This window comes from Ferrimonas gelatinilytica (assembly GCF_039544205.1).
Taxonomy (GTDB): domain Bacteria; phylum Pseudomonadota; class Gammaproteobacteria; order Enterobacterales; family Shewanellaceae; genus Ferrimonas; species Ferrimonas gelatinilytica.
The window spans coordinates 170,486-195,654 of sequence record NZ_BAABLF010000013.1; the positions used below are offsets into that span (position 1 = coordinate 170,486).

Genomic DNA, 25,169 nt, shown 5'->3' on the forward strand with positions numbered 1-25,169 from the left:
GAGGTAGATCCCGTAACTTGGTTGAAGGATTTTTGACCAGGGAGTGGAGCATGATTCGGGTAGTGTTTAACCAGAAGGGTGGTGTGGGGAAGTCCAGTCTCAGCACTAACTTGGCGGCGATCAGCGCCGCGGCAGGGTACCAGACGCTGCTGGTGGATCTGGATGTGCAGGGAAACAGCAGTCACTACCTGGGCTTTGATCCTGAGCCGGGCCGACCGACGGTCGCGGATCTGTTCAAGCAGACGGTAGGCTGGTTGAGCCGTCCTCAGTCACCGCAGGAGTTCGTTTACGATACCGAGTGGGACAAGTTATGCCTGCTGCCCGCCTCGCCCCGATTGGCGGAGATTGAGCGGGATCTGGAGAGCCGTTACAAGATCTTCAAACTGCGGGACGCGCTGGATCTCCTGGCGCAGGAGTTTGACCACATTTTTATCGACACCCCGCCCAACTTCAATTTCTACTCGAAGTCGGCGCTGATCGCCGCCGATTCGGTGATCATTCCTTTCGACTGCGACACCTTCTCCGCTCAGGCTATTGAGCGACTGCTGGACAATGTGTTGGAGCTGAAGGGGGATCATAACCCTGAGTTGCAACTGGAGGGGATCGTGGTGAACCAGTACAACCCCCAGGCCAGGTTACCCCAGAGCCAGGTCGCGGCACTGAAAGCCCAAGCGTTGCCGCTGTTTGACACCCTGCTCGGGTCATCGGTGAAGATGCGGGAGTCACACCAACTTCGCCAACCGCTTATCCATTGCGCGCCCAAACATAAGCTCACCGCTGCACTGCTGACCCTGTTCGAGGAGATGGAGAGTCGGCAGAAAGCTTTGGCAGAGGCCTAGCGGTCAGGGTATTGCGGTGAGGATGGCTGTGTGGAGGGAGACGTCGCTTTTCCGGTGGGGCCATCGTCACTCTCCCACTCATCGGACTCGGCAAACCCTTTGAACTGCTCCATGCTCTTCTGGGTCTGGCGCCGGAAGAGCCAGGGCACCAGCGCCATCAGGCGCATCGCACCGCGAAAGGTAAATTCACACTCCATCTGCCATAGGGTACTGGAACCCTCGTCGATAAAGTGATGGTCACAGCGGTTATCGACCTGCCGTGTCTGGTAGCGTGCAACAAAGCGATCCGGCAGGGCCCGATCCAGCACCGTCTCCAGCACAGGCACATGCTTTTTCCCCATCCGGTAAAGTAACTGGCACTGGGCACCCGGCTGCCCCGGCACACCCTGTACCGGCTCTATCTCCAACAGTTGCGGCTGCCACTTGGGCAGGTTGTACGGGTTATCGAACAGTGCGACCACGACATCTCGGGGACGCGCGATGCGAACCTGGCATTCATAGCGCATGAGTCTGTCATCCCTAGGTAAAGCCTTGGAGGATCAGTGTAGACGGCTCTGGTCCGGTAACGGGAGGGGGCGCATTGGCTTGCGCGGGAGTGCAAAGGTTGAGAAAAGTGCACATCCTGTCGGAAAAGGCCCGATAATGCCGGTCTCAAAGGGGGAAGTGATGATGCGATTGGATAAGTTTTTAACGGCCTGTACCGAGCTGACCCGAAGTCTGGCCAAGCGGGAACTCAAGGCCGGGGCGGTAGAGTGCGATGGCGAGGTGATCCGTGATCCCGGCTTCCAGGTCGGAGAGGAGACCTCTGTCCTGTGGCAGGGGAGGAGACTGAGCCTGATCCCCACCCGCTACCTGATGCTCCACAAGCCCGAGGCGTACCTCTGCTCCAATGTGGATGAGCACTATCCCTCGGTGCTGGGCCTGATCGATCTGCCCAGGGCGGATCGATTGCGCATAGCCGGCCGCCTGGATGTGGATACCACCGGCCTAGTCCTGCTGTCAGAGGATGGCCAGTGGTGCCACCGTATCACCTCGCCCCGACGACAGTGCGCCAAGCGCTACCGCGCCTGGCTGGCGGATCCCCTGGTGGGGGATGCTGAGGCGCGTTTTGCCGAAGGGGTGGAGCTGCACCAGGATGGGTTGACGCAGCCCGCGGCCCTGGTCCGGGTCAGTGATACCGAGGTGCTGCTGACCATCAGCGAGGGAAAGTATCACCAGGTGAAACGGATGTTTGCGGCGCTGGGGAACAAGGTAGTGCGGCTGCACCGGGAGTCGGTGGGGCCGGTAGAGTTGGATCCTGCCCTGGCACCGGGCCAGTGGCGCCCACTGACCGAGCAGGAGGTCACCGCGCTCGGTTGAGGGGAATACCCCGTTAGTGGTTGGTCAGAAGCAGCGAATCGCCCTGGTGGGTTGGAAGTCGATGATGGCGTACCGGGCCCAAGGCCCCCTGGTGGTCAAAATGCTGCACGTGCCAATCCAACCGGCCGTCGGCGTGTTGCCGCCACAGCGTGGTTGTACGGGTGCCGTAGTCCGGTGAGTGGATGAAGATGGGAGAGAGGCGTCGCTCCAGCGCCAGGCCAACACCGGTGTCCGGTAACGCCGCATCCTCGGCCGCGGTGGGATCCCGCAGCAGGGCCAGCAGCGCACCGTCGCTGGCCCCGGAGTCTAGGCCCTGGGCCAGAGCTTTTTTAAGCCTCTGCACCTTGGGCCAGGGCGTATCGAGCAGGTGGTTGCTGAGGCCATACAGCCCGGGCTGAAGCGTCCTCACGCACCCCTCGCGGTTACTGAAGTAGTAGAGGCCATGGCGGTCGCCCAGCAGCAGGTTGAAACCAGCGAACTGTCGGGCCCTTGGGGCGATCCGGGTGAGAAACTTCGGCGCCAGTTCCGGTCGGCCGAGATAATCCAGCAGTAACTGGCCCCGGCTGGGCCCGGACTGCGGGGGCCACTCCCGGTAGTTGGTGATCAGGCCCCAGCGTCCGTCCGGGTGGTGCGCCATCCAGGTGCCACCGGCTTGTTGGTCCTGGCCGGCAAACAGGCCATCCGGCTTGCGCCAGCGGTGCGGCGGCAGGGTCGGGCGATCATAAAACTCATCCCGGTTGGCGAGCAAAACCAGGGGCGTGGGCGCCCCAGGCTGCCAGCGAAAAGCGACAAGGCACACGAACATTTCCCCCTTAACCGTTGGCGGATTGGTTCGCCAACGGTGTGCAACTTTGGCAAGCTGCCCGCCTTGGCGGGCCTTGGCCTACTACCTTACAGCGAACGAACAGAAGGAAACACCCCGATGAAAGAGCCGTCGATGAAATGGCGTGTCTACCTCTCCGGTGAGATCCACACCGATTGGCGTGAGCAGATCGCTCAGGGCTGTGCCGAGCGTAACCTGCCCATCACCCTGTTGGGGCCGGTCACCGACCATGCCGCCTCCGATGCCGCCGGTGATGGCCTGGTCGCCACCGATGGCGGGTTCTGGCGGGATCAGCAAAGTGCTCGGGTGAACCAGATCCGGACCCGCACCCTGATAGAAAAGAGTGATTTAGTGGTGGTGCGCTTTGGCGAGCAGTACCGTCAGTGGAACGCGGCGTTCGATGCGGGTCTCTGTGCCGCCCTGGGTAAGCCCTACATCACCTTGCACGATGAGAGCCTGGTGCATCCCCTCAAGGAGGTGGATGCCGCGGCCCAGGCCTGGGCACAAACCCCGCAGCAGGTCGTGCAGTTGCTGGCATACACTTGTAGCTCCGCCTGCGCTGATTGAGAGCCTTAGATGGATAACGCAACGATCTGGGAATGGGTGGGATACGCCGCATCGGTGCTGGTGGCGATCTCGCTGATGATGACCGACATCAAGAAGCTGCGCTGGTGGAACACCGCCGGCTGTGCCCTGTTCTCCGCTTATGGCGTGGCGATCTCGGCGTACCCGGTGGCGCTACTGAACGGCTTCATTGTCCTGGTCAATCTGTACTATCTCTGGCGGATCTACCGCTTCGAGCAGTCTGACTGATCGAAGTAGCCGTAACGCAGGAACTGGTCGGTCTGCCTCGCCACTTCGGCGGAGAGCAACATGCTGGTATGGGTGACCGGGAGGACCTTGTGGTCGCGCATGCCTGCGATGCGGGTTTCCTCGATCAACACGGTGCCATCGCTGTCCCGGCGTGGTGCGCCCAGTAGAGTTCCCATGCCAAAGCCGGTGCCACCGGCGAGACTTCCCAGGGCGGCGTCGCTGTGCCAGACCACCGGTTGGTCCCGCAGCAGGCCATGTTCGCCGGCGTTGCCCAGCAGGGCACTGAGGTTCCATTGGGCCAGTCGACGCGCCAGCAGTGCGCCCTGCAGGGGACTGCCCAAGGTGACAATGCGACTGCCCAGGGGAAGGGGCACCGCATGGGCGAGATGGTAAAGCAGTACCCCGCCGAGGCTGTGCCCCACCAGATAGGCCGGCTGATCCTGGGGCAGGGCAGAGAGGATTCGGTCGTAGAGGGACTCCGCCCGAATGGCCACGCTGTTGTAACTTAAGCACTCGGTCTCCCACTCTCTCTGTTTCAGGCGCTGGGCCAGCGGCCACATCACCGAGCCATGCATGTAGAGGCCGTGCAGCAGCAGGACTTTATTCCGTTTTTTCTTCCCCATGGCGCTGTTCGCTTTCCTATTTCGCCCTGCCGGTGAGAGAACCGGCTTCCTACCAGCAAACTACCAGTCTGCCCCCAAGGTTGGCTAGTAACACGATGATTTTCTCCAGTTTGTATAACTGTGACCAAATGTGTCTGGCCAGGTGAAATGCCCCCATCCCCCATGTTAACGTCGGCCCGTTTCGGGCCGCCGTGGCCCGCTTGCTTAAGATGGAGCCAATCATGAGAAGATGGACTTTTCCCCTGCTAGCCGCGGTGTGCACCCCGGCACTGGCGGTGGAGGGAATGTGGCAGCCTCATCAGTTGCCGGCACTGGGCCAGGAGATGAAGCAACTGGGATTGGAGCTGGATCCCGCCAGCATGGCTGATCTGAATGCCTTTCCGCTCAACGCCGTGATCAACTTCGGCGGCTGTACCGCCTCCTTCGTTTCTCCGAAGGGGCTGCTGGTGACTAACCACCACTGTGGTTACGGTGCCATCCAGTACCACTCCACACCGGAAGATAACATCTTGGAGAACGGCTTCTTGGCGCAGTCCCTGGCGCAAGAGAAGACGCCGGTACCGGGTTATAAGATCTGGATCACCGAGTCGATGACCGATGTCACTGATCAGGTCGTGGGCGGTTTACCGGCGGACCTGAGCGGGGTGGATTACTACCAGGGGGTGGAGTCTCAGCGGAAAGCCCTGGTCGCACAGTGCGAGGCGGATGGGCCGTACCGCTGCCAGGTGTCCAGTTTTCATCATGGGGCCAGCTACTACCTGATCAAGGCGATGGAGATCCGCGATGTTCGCCTGGTCTACACCCCCTCTCTCTCCGTGGGCAAGTACGGCGGCGATATCGATAACTGGATGTGGCCCCGCCACACCGGCGACTTCGCCTTCTTCCGCGCCTATGTCGGCCCGGACGGCAAACCGGCGGAGTACAGCGAAGAGAATGTCCCCTACCAGCCGCAACGTTTTCTGAAGGTCTCCGCCTCCGGCCTGGATGAGGGGGATTTTGTGATGGTAACCGGCTACCCGGGCAGCACGGACCGCTACCGCACTGCCCAGGAGGTGGAGATTTACTTCGAGTCACTCTATCCCGCGGCACGGGATCTGCGTAACCAGGTAATCGCGGTGATCGAACAGAGCAGTGAGCCCGGCTCCGACGCCCGGATCAAGTACGAAAGTACCCTGGCGGGATTGGCCAACTACGCCAAGAACTACCAGAGCATGGTGGAGTCCTACCAAAGCACCGGCTTTGGTGAGGCTAAGCAGCAGCGGGAAGCACAGATGTGGGCCTGGGTCGAGAGCGATCCCGCCCGGGCTGCCAAATACGCTGATGTGAAATCAGGGCTGGCCGAGCTGATCGATCAGAGCTGGCAGCATATGGAGCGGGATCTGATCCTCGGTTACCTGCGCTATGCCCAGCTGCCCGATACCGCGGCCCGTCTCTACCGCCTGGCTCAGGAGAAGAAGAAGCCCGATGCCGAGCGGGAAGCCGGTTTCCAGGAGCGCGACTGGGAGGGGATCGAGGCGGCGATGAAGCGGATGGATCGTCGTTTCGACGCCAAGGTGGAGCAGGCCATACTGGCACACCTTTTGAGCCGTTATGCCGAGCTGCCGAGCAGCGAGCGGGACCCGGTAATCGATCGTACCTTTGGTCTGTCGGCGGATCTGGATCCGCAAGCCCTGGCCGACAAGCTGGCGGGAATGTATGCCAAGACGCAGCTGACCGACCTGGAAACGCGACTGGCCTGGCTGGAGGCCTCGCCGGAGCGCTTTGAGCGCAGTGACGATCCCTTCATCCGCTTTGCGGTGGCGGATTATGATCGGGTGATGGCTAAGGAGCAGACGGATAAGCGTATCAGCGGTGAACTGTTGCAGCTTCGTCCCCGTTACATGGCGGCGATCATCGATTATCAGCAGAGCCAGGGGCACAGCGTCTATGCCGATGCCAACTCCAGTCTGCGTGTGACCTTCGGCACTGTTCAGGGTTACTCGCCCCAGGATGGACTGTGGGCCACACCCTTCACGACCCTGGAGGGGCTTGCCCGTAAAGCCACCGGCGAGAAGCCCTTTGATGCTTCCGATCGTCAACTGACTTTGATCAAGGAGAAGCAGTACGGCGGTTTCGACATGCCGACGCTCGGCTCCGTTCCGGTCAACTTCCTGTCTGATCTGGACAGCACCGGCGGCAATTCCGGCTCTCCGACCCTTAATGGCAAGGGGGAGTTGGTGGGGCTGCTGTTTGATGGCGTCTACGAGTCGATCATCGCCGACTGGGATTTCAACCCGGATAACGCTCGCTCTATCCACGTCGATAGCCGTTACATGCTGTGGGTGATGAAGGAGCTCGATGGGGCCGACCACCTGCTCAAGGAGATGGCGATAGTTCGTTAATCCGGCAGGGGGATGCCAGGTTGCTCAAACAAGCGTCAGTCGGGAGGCTGTCGCTTGCCAAGTGGCCACACAAATGAGTATGTTATTCCCTATCAGGCGACCATCGTATAATGGTATTACCTTAGCTTCCCAAGCTAATGACGCGGGTTCGATTCCCGCTGGTCGCTCCAGAATTTGATAAACCCTGCGTCTTTCGGACGCGGGGTTTTCTCGTTTTCAGGGGCCAGGAACTTCGTGAGGGCTGCCGTGGTCTCTTGCCAGGCTTTAGGACTTGCACCCGTTTTAATCTGACGGCAGACTCGGAAAAGTCTAATGATTTGAGGCAAATATGGATTTTCATCATTTATTGGATCGTCTGGCGAAAGAGGATGGATCCGATCTTTATCTGACCACAGGGGCACCGCCCATGGCCAAGTTCCAGGGCAAGCTGGTACGCATGAGCGAGGAGATTCTGACGCCGGAGTTGCTGTCGCAGATCGCCCATGAGCTGATGGACGGCGAGCAGCGGCAGGCGTTCGAGAAAGATCTCGAAATGAACCTGGCGGTCAGCCTGAACGGCATTGGCCGCTTCCGTGTAAACATCTTTCAACAGCGTAATGCCCTGGCGATCGTTGCACGGAACATCAAGACCGAGATCCCCAGGTTCGAGGATCTGCGTCTGCCCGAGGTGCTTAAGGACGTGATCCTGACCCAACGGGGACTGGTGCTGTTTATCGGTGCCACGGGATCGGGGAAATCCACCTCGTTGGCGTCCCTGATCGACCACCGTAACCGCAACAGTGAGGGCCACATCATCACCATCGAGGACCCGGTGGAGTATGTGCATCAGCACCGGGGTTGCCTGATCAACCAGCGTGAAGTGGGGGTGGACACCCGCAGCTTCCATGCCGCTCTTAAGAACACCTTGCGCCAGGCGCCTGACGTGATCCTGATCGGTGAGATCAGGGACCGGGAGACCATGGAGCACGCCCTGGCCTTTGCCGAAACCGGGCATCTGGCGATCTCCACCCTCCACGCCAACAACGCGAACCAGGCGATGGACCGTATCATCAACTTCTTCCCGGAGGAGCGGCGACCCCAGCTGCTCAACGATCTGGGCAACAACCTCAAGGCCTTCGTGTCCCAACGCCTGGTGCCGACGGTTGATGGCAAGCGGTGCGCGGCGGTGGAGATCCTGCTGGGCACCTTGACGGTGAGGGACATGATCAAGCGTGGCGACAGTGGCGAGTTGAAGCCGATCATGATGAGGTCCAAGGAGCTGGGTATGCAGACCTTTGACATGGCGCTGTTCGACCTGGTGATGGAGGAGCGGATCAGTGAAGAGACCGCGATCAAGTACGCCGACTCTCCCACCAACCTCAAACTGGAGTTGAAACTGCAAAAGGGCACTGTGGCTGAACCGTCGGAGCCCAGTGCCAGCCCGGCGCGCTCTGCTGGGTTGGAGCTCTCGCTGGAGCCCTTGAGAAACCATCTGGATCGCTAGGAGCAGCGGTTCCTACTCTGGACTAGCCAAACAAAAACGGGGCCCGTAGCAGGCCCCGTTTTTTGTCACGCCCTTTGGCGGTCAGTAGTGCCAGGGGAATTTGGAGAAATCCTTGGCGCGCTTCTCCAGGAAGGCGTCACGCCCCTCCTGGGCTTCTTCGGTACCATAGGCCAGTCGGGTGGCCTCACCGGCAAACAGCTGCTGGCCGACCAGGCCATCGTCCGGAAGATTAAAGCCGTACTTGAGCATACGCATGGCGGTGGGGGATTTACTGTTGATGGCCGCGCCCCAGCGCAGCGCCTCCTCCTCCAACTCAAAATGGGGCACCACCTTGTTGACCATCCCCATCTCGTAAGCCTCCTGGGCGGAGTAATCGAAACCGCAGAAGAAGATCTCCCTTGCCCGCTTCTGGCCGATCATTTTCGCCAGGTAGGCCGAGCCGTAACCGGAGTCGAACGAAGCCACGTCGGGATCCGTCTGCTTGAACACGGCGTGCTCCTCGGAGGCGAGGGTCAGGTCACACACCACATGGAGGCTGTGGCCACCGCCAACTGCCCAGCCGGGCACCAGGGCGATCACCACCTTGGGCATAAAGCGGATCAGACGTTGCACCTCCAGGATGTGCAGGCGCCCCATTCGGGCCACATCCGCCTGCCCCGCCTCGCCCTCATATTTGTAACCATCTTTGCCCCGGATCCGCTGATCGCCGCCGGCGGAGAAGGACCACTGCCCCTTCTTCGAAGGTCCGTTGCCGGTGATCAGAACACAGCCCACATCGGACCATTGCCGGGCATGATCCAGGGCCGTGAACAGCTCATCCACGGTCTTGGGACGGAAGCTGTTGAGGCAGTCCGGGCGGTTGAATGCGATCCGCACGGTGCCCTGATCTTTGGCTCTATGGTAGGTGATGTCGTCGAAATTGAAGCCGGGGACGGCGTCCCAAAGTTCGGGGTTAAAAATGGATTTGGCGCTTTGAGTCATGTTGAGGCCACTGGTTGCTCGCAAGATGGGAAAAGGCTAGGTAGTTGCCCCCCCGGCGTCAATCTCTACGCCTGAATTCCCTGATCGGGAACGAGTTTTAATCCGACTTCCGCTTCGTTTGCTAACGCTGAGAGGGGGACTGGAGCCGCGCGATCAGCGCCGTCAACAGGGGGTGATCCGCGGGAGCCAGGGTATCCATCCGGATCGTCTCGGGCGCTCGCCAGCAATAGCGGTCATGGCTGCCGGTCAGGTTGATGGGCTGCGCCTCCCAGGGGCAGAGGTAGCCGTGCAGGCGAATGCACTTTTCGCCTCCCCCGGTCAGGGGGTAGCGGTGTTCGCTGCTGGCGAGGTAAGGGCCGACCCTGAGCTGGACACTCAACTCCTCCTCGAGCTCCCGGGCCAGCGCCGCCTCCGGGGATTCTGTGGGCTCAATTTTGCCGCCCGGAAACTCCCACCACCCGCCCTGGGCAGCGTCCGGGTGACGGCGGGCGATCAATACCCGCCCGTCGTTACGCAGGATAAGTGCTGCCACCACATTGATGATCATGTCGTTACTCCTTAGATCCTGTTTGCGGCTCCTAAGACCCCGCCTCCCGCTGCGGCAGGGGACGCTACCGTGGCTATACTTGGCGCTACCTATCTCCGGCTTCGGGAGCCAGCCATGTCACACACTTACAAGAAGATCGAGTTGACGGGATCCTCGCCCGTCAGCAGTGATGATGCGATCCGCAACGCCATCGCCACCGCCCATGAGAGCTTGGAGCATCTGCGCTGGTTCGAGGTGGTGGAAACCCGCGGCCACATCGAGCAGGGCAAGGTGGCCCACTGGCAGGTCACCATCAAGGTGGGTTTCACCCTAAACCACTGAGCGTTTTCGGCGCCTGCTCTATCGGCCAATCGCCCAAGCGGAACTCTTTCTCAGGCGTCCCTCGCTAATCCCTTTTCGATGATCCGAATAAGGCGCTGCTGGCGCCGATCCGTTTCCGGGCCCTGCTGACGCTGTCGCGCCAGGGCCCAGTCGATATGCTCATCGACCATTGAATCGACGCGACCACGTCCCTGTTCCAGAGCCGAGATGATGGCATCGCTGTGCGGGGCATTGCCCAGGGCAACAGCCAGGTTACGCTGCCAGCGGCGATAGCCGATGCGGCGGATGGGGGAGCCCTCGGTCTGTTTCAGAAAGGTCGCTTCATCCCATTGCCACAGTGTCAGCAGCGCCGGTTGGTGCAGGCTCTTGCGGATATGGAAGTCGCCCTCGGCGGTGATTGGGGCCGCCCGGTTCCAGGGACAGACCAGCTGGCAGTCATCACAACCGTAGATGCGGTTGCCCAGGGCGGGACGCAGGGCCTCTGGAATGGGGCCGTCGGATTCGATGGTGAGGTAGGAGATGCAGCGACGCCCATCCACCACGTAGGGTTCGACGATCGCCCCGGTGGGGCAGGCGGTTAAGCAGGCGGTACAGGTGCCACAGTCGCCGTCGTGGCGCTTATCCGCCGGCAGCGGCAGATTGACCAGAAGTTCGCCCAGGAAGAACCAGCTGCCCGCCTTGCGGTTAAGCAGTAAGGAGTGCTTGCCAACCCAGCCAAGGCCGGCATTGCGGGCCAGGGGACGCTCCAGGAGCGGGGCGGAGTCGACGAAGGGGCGAAACTCGCAGGGGGGCATCTCGGCGCGGATCCACTCACCGAGTTGCTTCAGGCGTTGACGCATCACCTTGTGGTAATCCCGACCGCCGGCGTACCTTGAGATGTAGCCCTTCTCGGGGGATTTCAGGGTCTGGGCGAAACCGGCGTTGGGGGGGAGATAGTCCAGGGCAACGGTGATCACCGCCAGCGTACCTGGCAGCAACTGGTTCGGATGGCAGCGCATCGACTCGTTGCGGGCCATGTAGTCCATATCACCGTGGTACTGCTTGGCGAGCCACTCGCGCAGGCGTGGGGACTCCTCGCTGAGGTCGAGGTCTGCGATCCCTACGGCGCTGAAGCCCATCGCCTGGGCCTGACGTTTGATGCGGGCCGCGAAGGCGGCCCAGTCCGGTTGCTCTTTGATCATGGCCGCAAGGGTATCAAAAGCGCCACCACAGTGGGATCACTTTGCCAGGGTGATGGTGCCACTGACGGTGTTGAGCCGAGCGGTGGCGCCGCTGCCGGAGAGGCTCAGGCTCTCGCTGCGGCTGTACTTGCTGATCAGCGGCTTAGCGTCACTCCAGCGATTTCGGATCTCCCCGCCGGGGCCGCTTTGAGCCTCGATGGTGATCGGGGTCTGGCTTCTCAGGGTCATATCGCCACTGACCGTCTCCAGGTTGAGTATCGTGTTGGCCTGAGTTTGCTGCCACTGCACCTCGAGATCACCGCTGACGCTGCGGCCGCTCAAAGCGGTGAGTCGGCTCGCCTGAACCTCGACATCGCCGCTGACCGACTCCACCTTAACGGCGCCCTCGCTGCTTCTTACCTCGATGTCGCCACTGACACTTTGCAGGGTTAACTCCCCTTCCCCCTGCGAAAGCCGGATATCGCCACTGACGCTTTCGGCCCTCAGGTTCTCCTTGATCCCGTTCAGGGTGATGTCGCCGCTGATACTATTGAGCCGGATCTGCCCCTCACTGTTGCTGAGCTCGATATCGCCGCTGACGGTTTGAACCATCAGCAGGGTCAGGTTATCGGCAACCAGATCCGTACTGACGGACTCCATAGAGAGGGCGATGCTTCGAGGCAGGCTCAGTTGTAGATCGCTGGCGCCCTTCTGGTTACGATCCTGGTGCCACTGCTCAGGCAGCACGACCTTCAGAAGGATCCGCTGGTTTTGCACTTCGAACAGAAACTCACTGGCTTCCTCATCGACCCGCCCCTGCAGGTGCAGGGTGTTGCTGTCGTTACCGGTCAGCTTCAACTGACCCCGGGGCAGTTCAATTTCCACCGGCAAACTGCCGTCCCAGGTCAGGGTCTGGTCAACCTCCTTGGCTGATAATGGCAGGGAGAACAACAGGATCAACGGAAGGATGATCGCCCCGGCGGCACGGGTAAGCGCGGCATAAGTGGCTTGGAATAACATGGCAAGGCTCCTATAGGGGGTGGTAACTCTGTTGGGGATGACGAGTCTGCTGCTGGGTCAGATCGAACTCCCGCTGCTGGGTCCAAAGCAGCAGATCCAGCAGCGCCAGGTTGTCCGGCTGATTGCGCAGCGCCTGCTTCAACTCCAGGCGGGCTTCGCGCAACAGCCTGAGGTCGGTATTTTCGCTCTGGATCACCGTTTGCATTGTGTGGGGTTGGGGAAGGCTGGCCAGGCGTTGCTGGTGCTGCTGTTCCAGTAGCTCCAACAGGCGCTCGGTACTGACTGAAGGCACCGGTTCAGCGAGCCAAAGAGGACGAAGCTGACTGCCGATCAGCAGCCCGATAAACAGCGAGGCAGCCAGGGCCCAGGCACTGGTGCGGCGAACCGAGGGTTGAAGCCGGGACTCGATCCCGGGCCACAGGTCTCGCTCCGGCACCAAGGCTTTGGGGGCGTCTTGGATGAGGCGATCGAGTTCCATTACAGCAGCTCCTTCAGTTGTTGGCGGGCGCGATGATAGTGGGCTTTGCTGGCGCCTTCGCTGATTCTCAGCAGATGCGCAATCTCTTTGTGTTGATACCCTTCGATGGCGAAGAGGACAAAGACCTGGCGGGGCCGGGTAGGGAGGTTGGGAAGCAGTCGATCCAGCGGGCTGGGCTCGCCCAGTTCGGTCAGCGGTTCCGGTTGCTGGCCCAGGGGCAGCAGGCGCTGCCACCAGTGGGCCTTCCTGGCTTGGTCCAGTGCCAGGTTGACCGTAAGGCGATGCAGCCAGCTGCTGAACTGGGCTTCGAAGCGGAACTGGGGCAACCGTTGCCACACCCGGACAAACACCTCCTGACAGGCATCTTCCGCCGGCTGTGGGGCGCCGCATAGACGCAGACAGAGGGCGTAAACCCGTCCATGATGGATCCGGTAAAGGCGGGCAAAGGCGTGACGATCCCCCTGTTGGGCCAGCGTGATCAGGTGCTCCTCTTCCGAGCCTGAATGCTCGGGCAGTTTTCGCAGTGGTTCTTGACTCACCATGGGATCCTATATTTGGATTTCTCTATTAGACGAATGCAGTGAAGGAAAAGGTTTAACCGGGAAAGCGTTTTTTTCGCTGTCGTAAACACTTGGTGATCGGCAACAGGCAAAAGGGTGATCCCGATCTCTGGTCAAGCTCGGGCTGTGATGGCAAACTGCGCGACTTTTCGCCGCTTGGTTAAGGGACTTCCTGCTGTGACATCGATGTACCGACAAATTGTGGTTTGGCTCGTCCTGCTTCTGCTGCTGTGCAGCGGCTTGGGCGTGGCCGTGGCGTACCATGTCGGCATCGCTAAGTCCCGCGCCCTGCTGGACGGTAACCTGGTGTTTCGCAACCAGCAGTTGTTGCGCTTTGTCGAGATGGAGCACAGCGGCCTGAGTCTGAAGCAACGTCTCTCCAACCTCATTGAATCCCTGGATCACGCCCAGCTGCCCATCGAACCGGAGTTGGAGTCGTTCGAGGGCCATGCGCCCACGCCTTTTCGGATTCAGCTCTGGCGTGGCGATCACTGCGTTCGCGGTCTGCTCGCCCCGGTTTGTCAGCATGACACCGCCTTGAGGCTGACCCAGAGCGGGTTTGACGACCAGCAGTTGGGTGGCCAGGCGTGGCGAGTCCACTCTATCTACTCGGTCAAGCACGATGTCTGGCTGCAGGGTGCTTATCCTGCCTCGCTGCCGGTCTCGCTCAGCCGTGATGCCCTCGAGCGTATCGGACTCCAGGCCTGGTTTTTGATACTGGGATTGGCCGGTGTGGTTATCTTTGGCGGGGCTTACCTGATCCTGCGTCCCTTGCGCCGCTATACCCAGTTGATGATGACCAGCTCGTCGATCTCGGATCTCCCGCAGGGGGGCTGGCCCAAGGAGCTGGATAGGCTGCACCAGGGGATCCTCCTGCAGAAACGGCGTAGCGATGATCGGCAGCGGCAACAACTGAACTGGAGTCGTCATACGGTAGCCAAGCTGCAATCGTCCGTAGCCAAGTTGGAGCGGGCGATCGCCGATGGAGAGCTGGGTAGCGTTCGCGCCCAGTATCTGCTGGAGAAGATCCGTCGCCAGCTGCAGTTGCGGCAGCTGACGATGGCCCTGGAGGAGGGCAAGCATGAGGCCAGTGAGCCTCTGTCGCTGGCCGACGAGTTGGCCGCTTGCATCCGCCGGGCCAGGCCTCTTGCGAAGAAACGTCAGTTGATGATTGAGTTGCAGGATTGCTCCGGATTGGGTCCGGTCGAGCTGCCTCCGGCGGTACTGCAGGTGGTGTTGGATTCTGTGCTCGAGTCGGTATTCCGGCACAGTCTCCGCGGTGAGCGGGTTGTGATTGCAGTGACCCCTCAGGGGGAGCACCTGAAGCTGACATTTGCGACGCCGCGGCCGGGCGCCGGTTCGGCGGTTCGCCCGGATTGGGGGAGTTCGGAGCAGGGCTCCGCCATCGGTTCCAGTGTGAGACGCCTGGCACAAGCCTATGGCGTTAACCTGGGCGGGGCCGAGCCCCGTGCCAACGTGGGTGCCCAGCAGACCCTGCTGCTGCCCCGCTACCAAGGTTAACTGAGCCCTCAAGAGAGCGCCGGAAGTGGTGCCGACCGGGCGCATACCACCCGGTTTCGGCCCTGCAGCTTGGCCTGATAGAGCGCATCATCTGCCAGTTTCAGGAGCTGTTGTTGCGGCTGCGAGCTGACGTAGACCTCACTGGCGCAGCCGATGCTGATACTCAGCTTCAAGCTCTCCTTCCCAACGACGTAGGGCCGCTCACTAATGGCCCTGCGGAGCACCTCCGCAACGTGCTGGGCCCCCTGCTCATTGGTATCCGGCAGCAGGATCACGAACTCCTCTCCCCCAAAACGGCACAAGGCGTCGGCGGGCCGGCGTAGTCTGTAGTAGAGCCGCCGCGCCACCTCTTGCAGCACGGCATCGCCCGCAGGATGCCCATAGTTGTCATTAATCTGCTTGAAATAATCAATATCGACCATCAATAGTCCCAAGGGCGTTTGGTTTCGGGCACTGCATTGAAGCTCTGATCGATACTGGTCGTTGAAGTGCTGCCGGTTGCGCAGTCCTGTGAGTGGGTCAACCAGGCTTTTCTCATGCAGAATGCGGTTCTTGTCCGTGAGGGAGCGGATCTGGGTTTTCAGCCTGTTGAGGGTCGGCAGATGTGACTCCGGCTGGGGGTCCTGAGGGCGCCTGAGGGCGAGCGTTCTGGAGAGCTTGAGCAGGGGGCGGGAGAGTTGCGCATACTGCCACAGGAGCAGCAGCGTCAGTGCTATTGCCACAGGCGTGGCCGACCGCAATGGCAGCTCAATGGCACACAGCAGCAATGGCAGCGGCAACAGACGCTCCATGGCACTGAGTGCGGGGAGCGTCACCTGCCAACACAGCAGAGGACACAGGGTCAGCAGAGGCAACCAGCTTAGCAGGTTGCTGTCGAGCAGCCACAATGCGTCAATGACCACAGTGCTTACCAGCAGAGCGGCAACCGTCGTGCCCAGGGGCCAGCGCCATTGGGGCGGTGGGGGAAAGCTGATTGCTGACAGCAAGATTAATAGCGGGGCAGCGACCAGGGGGGGAGTGAGGAAAAACAGCAGCACCCAGACACTCAGGGCTGCCTGTTGCAGCAAACGCCGAGTTTGCCCGGCACTCAGCATCAGTTGGATGGAGAAAAGGGCCGCGGCAGCGCCGGCCAGTAGCGCACTGAGGCGAGCGTTTGCGGGACCAGTCCAGAGTCGGGCGCTGCCCATGGGCTGCCACTGCAACTGCACTAGGGCGGGCTTGTCGAAGGTAAATTGCTGCACCGGTTGGGTAAGGGTACTGACACCGAGGGTACTCAGCAGTACCTCGGGGCCCTGCTGTAACTGTAGCGACTGCGGCGTAACGCTGAACAGGTTCAGTGGATGGTGAGCATCGAGAAGCAGGGTGCGGGGGCGCTCGTTCAGGGGCGCGAGCCCCAGCGGGGTGGCCAGCTCCAATGCAAAATAGAAAACCCCCAGGCAGAGCAGTATGCCCACCCCACCTCGAAGCCATCCGATACCGGTTATTGCCATCCTTGCCATTAACCAATCCATTCCATGGTGAGTCATTTTTAACATTTACAGATCCGGCGGGCCAGCCTAATTTTTCTTATTAAAATCACCTAGTTCTGACTTAAGGAGACCCTATGCAACCGGTATTCTTCGCACTGCTGTCGCGAATGCAGAATGTGCATAGATGGGGGAAGTCCAACCCAACGCGCACGGAAAATGTGGCAGAGCACAGCTTTCAGGTCGCCCTGTTTGCTCACGCCCTGGGGGTGATCCGCAACCGGGTATTCCCTGACCAGCCCCCTTTGGATGAGAACCAGCTGGCGGTAGCAGCCCTGTTCCACGATGCCCCTGAGGTGCTGACCGAGGATGTGAACAGCGGGGTGAAGTACGCGGCACCAAGGATGCTGGCGCTTTGCCGGGAGATGGAGGCGATCGCAGCCGACCTGATGCTGGGCACCATCCCCGAGGTGCTCAAGCCCAGCTACGCCCCTCTGCTTGGTCATGATGAGGAGGAGGAGCTAGCCCGATTCGTCAAGGCGGCAGATCTGCTCTCCGCCTATACCAAGGCGCTGTCAGAGCTTAGGGCGGGTAATACCGAGTTTGAAGGGACGGAGCGGAAAGTGCTGGCGGCGCTGCAGCCCTTTATCGACGATCTCCCGGAGGTGGGTTGGTTCATGGCCCACTTCGTGCCGGCTTTCCATATGACCATCGATGATCTGGTGGAGGCGGCATTTGAGCCTCAGGGCACAAGTGGGGAGAAAGAGTAGGACGGTGTGGCCGAAATATGAGATAAACGTATAAACAAACTATTTATAATCGGAAAACCCATGAGCAAACTTCCGAGCCTAAAGAATCTCTACTACCTGGTGCAGCTGCACCGAGAGCAAAACTTCAATCGAGCCGCCAAGGCGTGCCACGTCAGCCAGTCGACCCTCTCCTCCGGGATCCAGAACCTGGAGGAGCAGCTCGGTGGTCAGTTGATCGAACGGGACCACAAATCCTTTATGTTCACGGCATTGGGCGAGGAGGTGGTCAATCGCTCGCGAAACCTGCTGGCGTCGGTTCAGGAGATGACGGACCTGGCCCGAAGCGCGGGTGAACCTATGTCCGGCACCATCCGCCTGGGTTGCATCCCTACCATCGCCCCGTTTCTGCTTAATCGGGTCGTTAAGGTCGTTGGCAAGGAGTACCCGGGCCTCAGCCTACTGCTTCGGGAGGACACCACGGAAAACCTAATCGCGGCCTTGGGCAGTGGTGAGCTGGACCTGCTTCTCCTGGCGTTACCGGTGGATACCAGCGGCTTCCACAGCATGTCCGTGGGCGTGGACCCCTTCAAGCTGGTTGCTCATCGGGATCAGCCTTTGCTGGGGGAGATCGAGTATGAGGCCCTGCCGGATGAGAGTATCTTCCTGTTGCAGCGGGAGCATTGCATCACCGGCCATGCTATCAGTGCCTGTGAGATGAAAAACCGGACGAAGATTAATCCATTTGCTGCCACCAGCCTGCATACCTTGGTGCAGATGGTGGACAGCAAACTGGGCACCACATTCCTGCCGCAGATGGCGATCGATGCGGGCATTCTCAATGGTACGGACCTGGAGGTATACCAGCCTCCTGGAGAAGCGCCCTACCGGGAGATAGGTTTGGTCTGGCGCCAGACCTCGAGTCGCCTGCGTACTTTCAGGACACTTGGGCAACTGATCCAGACACTGTTGCCGGCGAAGGGGCCGTAACGGCGTAAACCTCGACCTCATGCTGCTTGCCTTTTAATCGCATGGGACCGATGGAATCCAGCTGGTAATGGTTATCCTGCGCCAGCTGGGACGCAATCTGTCCGGAGATCAGCAGATCACGCTTCAGGGGACCGCACTGGTCCTGCAAGCGGGCCAGGGTGTTGAGCACGTCAGAAAAGTAGCTGATCTCCTGCTTGGTCACGCCCACGACGGCGGTCATCACCTTTCCTCCATGGACGGCACCCTTGAATCTGGGTAGGAAACCGTACTGCTCCTGGAAGTAGTGTCGGTTCCAGTACAGCATCTGTACGAACTCGTGGTAGAGATCCAGCGGCCGCTCCAGCTCCTGTCGGGGCCCCATCTTCCAGCTGATCATGACCGCATCACCGATGTAACGGTAGATCTCCCCCCGCTGCTGCTGAACGCAGCGAGAAAGCAGGTCGAAACAATCCTGCACCAGGCGGCTGAAGCGGTAATCACCCAGGGCTTCCGCGTGTGCGGTTGAGCCGACCATATCGATATAGAGGAACAACCGGTGCTCCTGCCGTGGACGGTGATACTTGCCAAGCCCCATGTTGATCAGGTTGCGCTGGCCCACCAGCAACACCATCTGCTCCAGGAACGCCAGACAGAGACGTACCCAAACCAGGTAGATAATCAGTGATTGAGTGGCCGGGCTATTGAGGATGTTCTGGGTGAGTGCGCTGTACTCCAAGTCCAGGTGCGGGGAGGGGGTCCAGGTGTTGATCCAGAGCGTGATTTTGATCAGCAGCAGTGCCCCGATCAACAGGAAAAGGCCCTTGAAGACGACGATCACCACATAGCTCATGCGGCGGATAGGGCTGGTGGCGCTGATCAGGTTGGATAGCCAGTGCAGGCAGCCCAGAATGGTTCCGAGATAGAGGCTCAGCGTGATCATGTCGGCGCTGGTGGCAGCCCACGCCATCGTCTCCGGGCTTTGGGCATACCGGAAGAAGACAAAGACACCCATCGCCAAAGTCCAGGCGATAACAGCGAAGGTAAATTTTCTGAGTTCGTGGCCAGCTTGCAAGATAAAGTACTGCTGTATCGCTTAGTAGGAAAGGAAAATAGGGTTGTGCGCGGCGGATTCTAATCAATTAGCTCCGCTTCATCTAGTGACCTAAGGCACTATCAACGCAATAAAGATGATCCATGTCATAGAAAATGGCTTTGCAGCAATGCCTTGGTAAATCGGCTTCGAAGATAAAAACCTCGGGGTAGGGTGCGGATCACCTCGCCCTCCGGGCCAATGGCATCGGTAAGGACCCGACGGTTGGCGGCTTTAGGGCGTAGCTGAAGTACTTCCCCCTGGTGGGCGGTGATGCGTTCGACCTGCCCCAAGGCGACCTGTTCGGTTAGCTCCTCCCAATCTTGCTGCAGCTGCTGCATCTGGTCGGGCGTGGGGTGCCAGAGCAACGGCATACCGATGATCCGATCCGAGGGGGGCAGGCGGCGATCACCCTGGATCGGGATCCAGAGCACCTGCCGTAACTTGTGGTACACCACCGAATCCTGCCATCTCAGCCCCTGCAGACCCGTCAAGGGGCAGACACAGATGTAGGTGGACTCCAGCGGGGCACCCTGGTTGTCCACGGGAATGGTTTTCAGCTCCACGCCCAACTCGGGGAAGTCGGGTTCGGGGCGAGAACCGGCGCTGGCACCCAGCCAAAGCTCCAGCAACTGGCCGCTCCAGCCCTTGTGGCGGCGCAGGTCTTGCGGTGGCTGAACCTGCAATGCCAAAGCCAATTCACCGAGTTGCCAGCCGGCAATATGGTGGGCACGTTCGAGCAGTTGGTCGATGGAGGTGGGTGGGGGGATTTGCATGGCGGCATTATAAAGTCACGCCCCTCAGACCACCAGCCCCACCGACCGCTCATTGCCCAGCGGGTGCGGTTATAAAATCACCACTTTTTCATCTCGAGAGTTACCAACAGACCTTTTTTAGGATAAGTGAATGAAAATATGGGATTTATCATGTCCCTGTTTGGCAGCTTTTCCCGAATTGTCCCCACTCTGGGGAAACTTGGGGGGCATTATGCACAGTCTCATCCACAAGATGTTGGGATAACTGATAAAACTTGCCGTAAACCTCGGGCTCATTGGGCAAGTCCCGGCAAGGATCGGATCAAAATGTGGATAACCTTGGGGGTTTTCGAGGACTTCCGGATCTTGTGCCCGATTGTCGAATCCCTGAGCAAATTCCTGTGTTCTACGACAAGCGCACTCGGCTTTTATTTATGTGCATGATTTTTATCTGTTTATTTTTGTTTCGTGGGTGGTTTATATACCCTGGGCGATAGGGGAGTGTGGTTATCATACAGATCCTGACAGTTATTCACCTGGTTATCCACAGAGTCTGTGGGTATCTTCTGTTTATAACTTGCCGAAGAGGGGCAACGCCACCGCGATTGCTGAGGGGGAGGCTTTGTGGAACAATCCCAACAAGTTACGAATTTTATCGGAATAGCGTGTGATCGATAACGACGGCTTTCGAGCCAATGTTGGGATCATTATCTGTAACCGACAGGGTCAGGTTTTGTGGGCACGACGTCATGGCCAACACTCCTGGCAGTTTCCCCAAGGTGGCGTCAATGAGGGTGAAAGCCCGGAACAGACGCTTTATCGGGAGCTGTATGAAGAGGTGGGCCTGAAGAAAGAGGATGTCCGCATCCTGGCCCGCAGTCGTTCCTGGTTGCGTTACCGTTTGCCGAAGCGCCTGGTGCGCCACGACAGCAAACCGGTGTGCATCGGTCAAAAACAGAAATGGTTTCTGCTGCAGATCCAGACTTCAGAGTCCCGTATCAACCTTTCGGCCACGTCTCACCCGGAGTTCGATGACTGGCGATGGGTCAGCTACTGGTACCCGGTGCGACAGGTGGTCTCTTTCAAGCGAGAGGTGTACCGTAAGGCTTTAAACGAGTTCATTCCGGTGGCCCTCTGGGGTCAACCACCGGTGGCCAAACCCCTCAAATCCAGCTCCAAGGATCGGACGGAGGCACCCCGCCATCGCCGAAGGCGTCGAAGCCGATGATCCATACCTTGCGTCAGATTGTGCAGCGCGTCAGTCAAGCCGAATCGGTAGAGCATTCGGTTGAGGAGCTGGTGCAACTGACCAAGGAGGCGCTTGGTGCCGACTGCTGCTCACTCTACCTGAATGACGACCAAGGTCTGGTGCTTTGTGCCACTCAGGGATTGGCGCCCGAGTCCGTTGGGCGGGCCCGCCTTCGCCTGGGAGAGGGGATCGTCGGAACCGCCGCGCAGCGGGAGGAGATCCTCAATCTGGCCGATGCCCCGCTCCATCCCGCCTTCAAACCATTGCCCATGACGGCAGAGGAGCCGTTCCGAGCGTTTCTGGCGGTCCCCCTGATTCATCGTCGCAAGCTGGTTGGCGTTCTGGTCGTGCAGCAAAAAGCCGCGCGTCAGTTCAGTGAGGAGGAGGAGTCCTTTGTCCTCACTCTCGCGTCCCAACTGGCGCCGGAACTGCGCGGTCGGGCGCTGACCCGCACTTTTACCCAGCGCCAGCACCACTTCAAGGCACTCAGCGCCGCCCCGGGGGTTGCCATCGCTACAGCGTGCCTGGCCCGCCCCCGGGTCAGTCTTAAGCGACCTCCTCAACGGGCCGACCACCCTCAGAGCGAGTGGGCTCGTTTGGCGTCGGCGCTTTCCCGTACCTCGGAGGAGTTGGAGCGGTTGATGACCCGGCTCGATGACGACCTGGGTGAGGAGATCCTCCAGATCTTCGACAGTTTTCAGCTGCTGTTGGAGGACAAGATGTTGCATCGCGCGCTACAGCGTCAGTGTCAGGCGGGCTGGAGCGCGGAAACTGCGGTATCTAAGGTGGTGTCGGAAACCGTCGAACGATTCGAGGCGATGGAGGATGAGTACCTGCGTGAACGGGCAGCGGACGTTCGTGATCTGGGACAGCGGGTGCTGGAACAACTGGCCCGGCCCGGTGGCCGTCAGGAGCGCTGGCAGGAGCCGGTGATCCTGGTGGATAAGGAGATCAGCGCCACCATGCTGGCCGAGGTGCCAGTGGAGAAGTTGGCGGGGATAATTAGCCTCAAAGGTGGTGTCAACTCCCATGCCGCGATACTGGCCAGAGCGATGGGGATCCCAGCCCTGGTGGCGGTGGACGGTGCGCGCGCTCAGCAGCTGGAGGGGAAAATCCTGCTCCTGGATGCCTTGGGAGGCCAGTTCTGGCTTGAACCGGACGAAGGCCTGTTGCAGCAGTACCGGCAGATCAAACGCAGTCGAGAGCAGCGTCAGGCTGATCTTGATGCCGAGCTGGTGCAGCCCTGTATCAGCCAGGATGGGGTCCAGGTGTCGTTGCAGATCAATGCGGATCTGGAGCTAGGCAGTGGCCGGCTGCAAAGAGCGGGGCTTGCCGGGGTTGGCCTGCTACGCACCGAAGCGCTGTTCATGTCCTTTAACCATTTCCCCACCGAGTTACAGCAGGAGCGCTTCTACCGTCAACTGCTGTCGCAGGCGGCGGGCAAGCCAGTGGTGATCCGCACGCTGGATGTGGGCGGGGATAAACCACTGCCCTACCTGCCTATCCGCGAGGAGAACCCCTTCCTAGGCTGGCGCGGGGTGCGCTTGTCGCTGGATCACCCTGAGCTGTTCCTCGGCCAGTTGCGCGCCTTGGTGCGGGCCGATCAAGGCCTGAACAACCTGCAGATCATGGTGCCGATGATCTCCCACCTGGATGAGATCCGTCAGTGCCGCCGGCTGTTGAGCCGGACAGTGCAGGAGTTGACCGAGGAGTTGGCGCAGCCGGTCAGAACACCACCGCTGGGGATCATGGTTGAGGTGCCTGCAGCGGTGCTTCAACTCTCCAACTGGTTGAGTGAAATAGATTTTGTTTCGGTTGGGAGTAACGATTTGACCCAGTACCTGCTGGCGGTGGATCGAAACAATGCCCAGGTGGGGGAGCAGTATGACCCCTACCATCCGGCCGTGCTGTCGGCCCTGGAGATGGTGGCGCGTCAGTGTCCGGTGGAGAAGCTGAGTCTCTGTGGTGAGCTGGCATCGGAGTTGCCCGGAGCCTTGATGCTGCTCTCACTCGGCTATCGGCGGTTGAGCATGAACGTGAATGCCCTGGGGGCGATCCACTACCTGATCCGCCACCTGGATTTTGCACAGTTGAGCGCCCTGCGTCAGGCGCTGCTGAGCGCGGAGGACAGCAAAACGGTGCATCGCTTGTTGCAGGCTCAGCTCCACCAGCCGGCGCTGGCCAAACTGTTGCCCTTCTATGCGCGATAGCGCCGTGCGGCGACGGCGTTACCTATCAAGCTCACGGGTCCCAGGGCGCCGGCATTGCCCAAGCGAAACAGAGTCTCTATCCTAGAGCCCTATTTTATCAGTCACTTTCCTAATTGAGCCCGGCATGTCAGAACCTTGGTTTACCTTTCCCAACATTGATCCCGTGATTGTCGCCATCGGACCGATCGCGCTGCACTGGTACGGTATGATGTATCTGCTCGGGCTGCTCGGGGCGATGTGGATGCTTAATCGCCATGCGGATAAACCCAATTCCGGCTGGACTCGGGATCAGGTGGCTGACCTGCTGTTCTACTGCTTTTTGGGGGTGATCGTCGGAGGCCGACTGGGCTATGTGCTGTTTTACGGCTGGCAGTGGCTGCTGGAAGATCCTCTTTACCTGTTCCGTATTTCCGACGGCGGCATGTCGTTCCACGGAGGCCTGATCGGGGTGATCACCGCCATGGGCTTTGTCGCTTGGCGGCAGAGGCGGGGCTACTGGGAAGTGGCAGACCTTATCGCACCCACCATCCCTATCGGATTGGGGCTTGGCCGCATCGGTAACTTTATCAACGGTGAGCTGTGGGGCCGAACCACAGAGATGCCCTGGGGCATCGTGTTTCCCGGCGCCGGACCTTTGCCCCGTCATCCCTCGCAGCTGTATGAAAGTTTTCTCGAGGGGTTGGTGCTGTTCCTCCTCCTGTGGTGGTTCTCCAAGCGGACCGATAAACCCGGTGCCGTCTCCGGTTTGTTCCTCGTGGGGTATGGCGTTTCCCGCTTCCTGGTGGAGTATGTTCGAGAGCCCGACGCGCACATGAGCCTCTACCTTGGGATGACGATGGGGCAGCTGCTGACAGTTCCGATGTTGGTGTTTGGTTTCTATTTGATGGTTCGACCGGTGCGAAAGGAGAAACAAGAATGAAAGCCTACCTGGAGCTGCTTCAGCACGTGATGACTCAGGGGACCGATCGGGGCGACCGGACCGGGACCGGTACCCGCTCTGTATTTGGTCACCAGATGCGCTTTGACCTGAACCAGGGGTTCCCGATGCTGACCACCAAGAAGCTGCACTGGAAATCGATCGTCCACGAGATGCTGTGGTTTCTCTCCGGCGATACCAATGTGCAATACCTTAGGGAAAATGGGGTTCGGATCTGGAATGAGTGGGCCACGGAAGAGGGAGAGCTTGGGCCGGTTTACGGCGTGCAGTGGCGCCACTGGCGAACGCCGGAGGGTGAGGAGATCGACCAAATCGCTAAAGTGATCGAGGACTTAAAGCAGCGTCCCACCAGTCGCAGGATCATCGTGTCCGCCTGGAACCCGTCTGATCTGCCCGATGAAGCCCTCTCTCCCCAGGAGAATGTCGCCGCTGGAAAGATGGCACTGGCCCCCTGTCATGCATTCATTCAATTCTACGTTGCCGATGGCAAACTCTCCTGCATGTTGACCCAGCGTTCCGTCGACTGTTTTCTTGGTTTGGCGTTCAATATTCCGAGCTATGCTTTGCTGACCCATATGGTTGCCCAACAGTGTGGACTGGAGGTTGGGGAGTTCATCTGGAGCGGCGGCGATGTGCATATCTATCGTAACCACTTCGAGCAGGTTGGATTGCAACTGCAGCGGCAGCCCACGGCTCTGCCACGGTTGGAAATTGTTCGGCAGCCGAATTCCATCTTCGACTACCGTTATGAAGATTTTGTTCTGCACGATTATGTGGCACAACCGCATATCCCTGCACCGGTAGCGATTTGACATCAAAGAGAGCGTGATGGACTTCA

26 protein-coding genes and 1 tRNA gene are annotated in these 25,169 nt (G+C 59.8%); 15 read left to right on the top strand and 12 right to left on the bottom strand.

What is annotated here, in order from left to right:
- Positions 1-50 precede the first annotated feature (50 nt).
- Positions 51-839: a ParA family protein gene (locus tag ABD997_RS10755; RefSeq protein ID WP_345317017.1), complete on the top strand. Its 789-nt coding sequence runs from the start codon at positions 51-53 to the stop codon at positions 837-839.
- On the opposite strand, the gene ABD997_RS10760 is transcribed toward ABD997_RS10755, so the two are convergent.
- Positions 836-1,345, bottom strand: coding sequence for an SRPBCC family protein (locus ABD997_RS10760; protein ID WP_345317018.1), 510 nt, complete (start codon positions 1,343-1,345; stop codon positions 836-838). The genes ABD997_RS10755 and ABD997_RS10760 overlap by 4 nt on opposite strands.
- Positions 1,346-1,508: 163 nt before the next feature.
- Between ABD997_RS10760 and ABD997_RS10765 the strand changes: the two genes are divergently transcribed.
- On the top strand, positions 1,509-2,198 hold the full coding sequence (locus ABD997_RS10765; RefSeq protein ID WP_345317095.1) for a pseudouridine synthase: 690 nt from the start codon (positions 1,509-1,511) through the stop codon (positions 2,196-2,198).
- A gap of 13 nt (positions 2,199-2,211) precedes the next feature.
- Here the strand turns inward: ABD997_RS10765 and ABD997_RS10770 are convergent, their stop codons facing one another.
- Positions 2,212-2,997 carry an NRDE family protein gene (locus tag ABD997_RS10770; protein WP_345317019.1) on the bottom strand — a complete coding sequence of 262 codons (786 nt, stop codon included), beginning with the start codon at positions 2,995-2,997 and terminating at the stop codon, positions 2,212-2,214.
- A gap of 138 nt (positions 2,998-3,135) precedes the next feature.
- Here ABD997_RS10770 and ABD997_RS10775 point away from each other — a divergent pair, with 138 nt between their 5' ends.
- Both ABD997_RS10775 and ABD997_RS10780 read left to right on the top strand, forming a co-directional pair.
- Positions 3,136-3,588: a YtoQ family protein gene (locus ABD997_RS10775; protein ID WP_345317020.1), complete on the top strand. Its 453-nt coding sequence runs from the start codon at positions 3,136-3,138 to the stop codon at positions 3,586-3,588.
- Between the two features lie 9 nt (positions 3,589-3,597).
- Entirely contained in the window at positions 3,598-3,834 is a 237-nt protein-coding gene (locus ABD997_RS10780; RefSeq protein ID WP_345317021.1) for a YgjV family protein, read from the top strand.
- Here ABD997_RS10780 and ABD997_RS10785 read toward each other — a convergent pair.
- A complete protein-coding gene (locus ABD997_RS10785) occupies positions 3,810-4,457 on the bottom strand; it encodes an esterase/lipase family protein (protein WP_345317022.1) in 648 nt (215 codons plus the stop codon). The two genes, ABD997_RS10780 and ABD997_RS10785, sit on opposite strands and share 25 nt — an antisense overlap.
- A 221-nt stretch (positions 4,458-4,678) precedes the next feature.
- Here ABD997_RS10785 and ABD997_RS10790 point away from each other — a divergent pair, with 221 nt between their 5' ends.
- From ABD997_RS10790 to ABD997_RS10800, 3 genes are all read left to right on the top strand, one after another.
- Positions 4,679-6,838 carry a S46 family peptidase gene (locus ABD997_RS10790; protein ID WP_345317023.1) on the top strand — a complete coding sequence of 720 codons (2,160 nt, stop codon included), beginning with the start codon at positions 4,679-4,681 and terminating at the stop codon, positions 6,836-6,838.
- 96 nt (positions 6,839-6,934) lie between these two features.
- Positions 6,935-7,008, top strand: a tRNA-Gly gene (locus ABD997_RS10795).
- A gap of 158 nt (positions 7,009-7,166) precedes the next feature.
- On the top strand, positions 7,167-8,321 hold the full coding sequence (locus tag ABD997_RS10800; RefSeq protein ID WP_345317024.1) for a PilT/PilU family type 4a pilus ATPase: 1,155 nt from the start codon (positions 7,167-7,169) through the stop codon (positions 8,319-8,321).
- Between the two features lie 81 nt (positions 8,322-8,402).
- Here the strand turns inward: ABD997_RS10800 and ABD997_RS10805 are convergent, their stop codons facing one another.
- Positions 8,403-9,302, bottom strand: coding sequence for a 1,4-dihydroxy-2-naphthoyl-CoA synthase (locus ABD997_RS10805; RefSeq protein WP_345317025.1), 900 nt, complete (start codon positions 9,300-9,302; stop codon positions 8,403-8,405).
- A 121-nt stretch (positions 9,303-9,423) separates the two neighbouring features.
- A complete protein-coding gene (locus ABD997_RS10810; RefSeq protein WP_345317026.1) occupies positions 9,424-9,849 on the bottom strand; it encodes a (deoxy)nucleoside triphosphate pyrophosphohydrolase in 426 nt (141 codons plus the stop codon).
- A 114-nt stretch (positions 9,850-9,963) separates the two neighbouring features.
- On the opposite strand from ABD997_RS10810, the gene ABD997_RS10815 reads away from it, so the two are divergent.
- A complete protein-coding gene (locus tag ABD997_RS10815; RefSeq protein ID WP_345317027.1) occupies positions 9,964-10,170 on the top strand; it encodes a dodecin in 207 nt (68 codons plus the stop codon).
- 50 nt (positions 10,171-10,220) lie between these two features.
- Here ABD997_RS10815 and queG read toward each other — a convergent pair whose 3' ends face one another.
- Genes queG through ABD997_RS10835 form a run of 4 tightly spaced genes read right to left on the bottom strand, consistent with a single transcriptional unit; the run spans position 10,221 to position 13,367 of the window.
- Positions 10,221-11,351 (bottom strand): tRNA epoxyqueuosine(34) reductase QueG, encoded by a 1,131-nt coding sequence (gene queG, locus ABD997_RS10820; protein ID WP_345317028.1) that lies wholly within the window; start codon positions 11,349-11,351, stop codon positions 10,221-10,223.
- A 36-nt stretch (positions 11,352-11,387) separates the two neighbouring features.
- Positions 11,388-12,350: a DUF4097 family beta strand repeat-containing protein gene (locus ABD997_RS10825; protein ID WP_345317029.1), complete on the bottom strand. Its 963-nt coding sequence runs from the start codon at positions 12,348-12,350 to the stop codon at positions 11,388-11,390.
- A 10-nt stretch (positions 12,351-12,360) separates the two neighbouring features.
- Complete coding sequence (locus ABD997_RS10830) at positions 12,361-12,828, bottom strand: hypothetical protein (RefSeq protein WP_345317030.1); 468 nt, start codon at positions 12,826-12,828, stop codon at positions 12,361-12,363.
- Positions 12,828-13,367 carry an RNA polymerase sigma factor gene (locus ABD997_RS10835; RefSeq protein WP_345317031.1) on the bottom strand — a complete coding sequence of 180 codons (540 nt, stop codon included), beginning with the start codon at positions 13,365-13,367 and terminating at the stop codon, positions 12,828-12,830. The genes ABD997_RS10830 and ABD997_RS10835 overlap by 1 nt, the downstream gene beginning before the upstream one ends.
- 207 nt (positions 13,368-13,574) lie before the next feature.
- On the opposite strand from ABD997_RS10835, the gene ABD997_RS10840 reads away from it, so the two are divergent.
- The gene (locus ABD997_RS10840) at positions 13,575-14,909 is read left to right on the top strand and encodes an ATP-binding protein (protein ID WP_345317032.1); all 1,335 of its coding nucleotides are present in this window, start codon (positions 13,575-13,577) and stop codon (positions 14,907-14,909) included.
- Positions 14,910-14,917: 8 nt separating this feature from the next.
- On the opposite strand, the gene ABD997_RS10845 is transcribed toward ABD997_RS10840, so the two are convergent.
- Entirely contained in the window at positions 14,918-16,408 is a 1,491-nt protein-coding gene (locus ABD997_RS10845) for a GGDEF domain-containing protein (RefSeq protein ID WP_345317033.1), read from the bottom strand.
- Between the two features lie 104 nt (positions 16,409-16,512).
- Here ABD997_RS10845 and yfbR point away from each other — a divergent pair, with 104 nt between their 5' ends.
- Both yfbR and ABD997_RS10855 read left to right on the top strand, forming a co-directional pair.
- Complete coding sequence (gene yfbR / locus ABD997_RS10850) at positions 16,513-17,145, top strand: 5'-deoxynucleotidase (RefSeq protein ID WP_345317034.1); 633 nt, start codon at positions 16,513-16,515, stop codon at positions 17,143-17,145.
- 60 nt (positions 17,146-17,205) lie between these two features.
- A complete protein-coding gene (locus ABD997_RS10855; protein ID WP_345317035.1) occupies positions 17,206-18,111 on the top strand; it encodes a hydrogen peroxide-inducible genes activator in 906 nt (301 codons plus the stop codon).
- On the opposite strand, the gene ABD997_RS10860 is transcribed toward ABD997_RS10855, so the two are convergent.
- Both ABD997_RS10860 and mutH read right to left on the bottom strand, forming a co-directional pair.
- On the bottom strand, positions 18,059-19,162 hold the full coding sequence (locus ABD997_RS10860; protein WP_345317036.1) for an adenylate/guanylate cyclase domain-containing protein: 1,104 nt from the start codon (positions 19,160-19,162) through the stop codon (positions 18,059-18,061). The genes ABD997_RS10855 and ABD997_RS10860 overlap by 53 nt on opposite strands.
- A 125-nt stretch (positions 19,163-19,287) precedes the next feature.
- Positions 19,288-19,956 carry a DNA mismatch repair endonuclease MutH gene (gene mutH, locus ABD997_RS10865; protein ID WP_345317037.1) on the bottom strand — a complete coding sequence of 223 codons (669 nt, stop codon included), beginning with the start codon at positions 19,954-19,956 and terminating at the stop codon, positions 19,288-19,290.
- Between the two features lie 646 nt (positions 19,957-20,602).
- Here mutH and rppH point away from each other — a divergent pair.
- From rppH to ABD997_RS10885, 4 genes are all read left to right on the top strand, one after another.
- Positions 20,603-21,163, top strand: coding sequence for an RNA pyrophosphohydrolase (gene rppH, locus ABD997_RS10870; RefSeq protein WP_345317038.1), 561 nt, complete (start codon positions 20,603-20,605; stop codon positions 21,161-21,163).
- Positions 21,160-23,394 carry a phosphoenolpyruvate--protein phosphotransferase gene (gene ptsP / locus ABD997_RS10875; protein WP_345317039.1) on the top strand — a complete coding sequence of 745 codons (2,235 nt, stop codon included), beginning with the start codon at positions 21,160-21,162 and terminating at the stop codon, positions 23,392-23,394. The genes rppH and ptsP overlap by 4 nt, the downstream gene beginning before the upstream one ends.
- 124 nt (positions 23,395-23,518) lie before the next feature.
- Positions 23,519-24,313, top strand: a complete 795-nt coding sequence (lgt, locus tag ABD997_RS10880) for a prolipoprotein diacylglyceryl transferase (protein ID WP_345317040.1) — start codon at positions 23,519-23,521, stop codon at positions 24,311-24,313.
- Positions 24,310-25,143 carry a thymidylate synthase gene (locus ABD997_RS10885; protein WP_345317041.1) on the top strand — a complete coding sequence of 278 codons (834 nt, stop codon included), beginning with the start codon at positions 24,310-24,312 and terminating at the stop codon, positions 25,141-25,143. The genes lgt and ABD997_RS10885 overlap by 4 nt, the downstream gene beginning before the upstream one ends.
- Positions 25,144-25,169 lie beyond the last annotated feature (26 nt).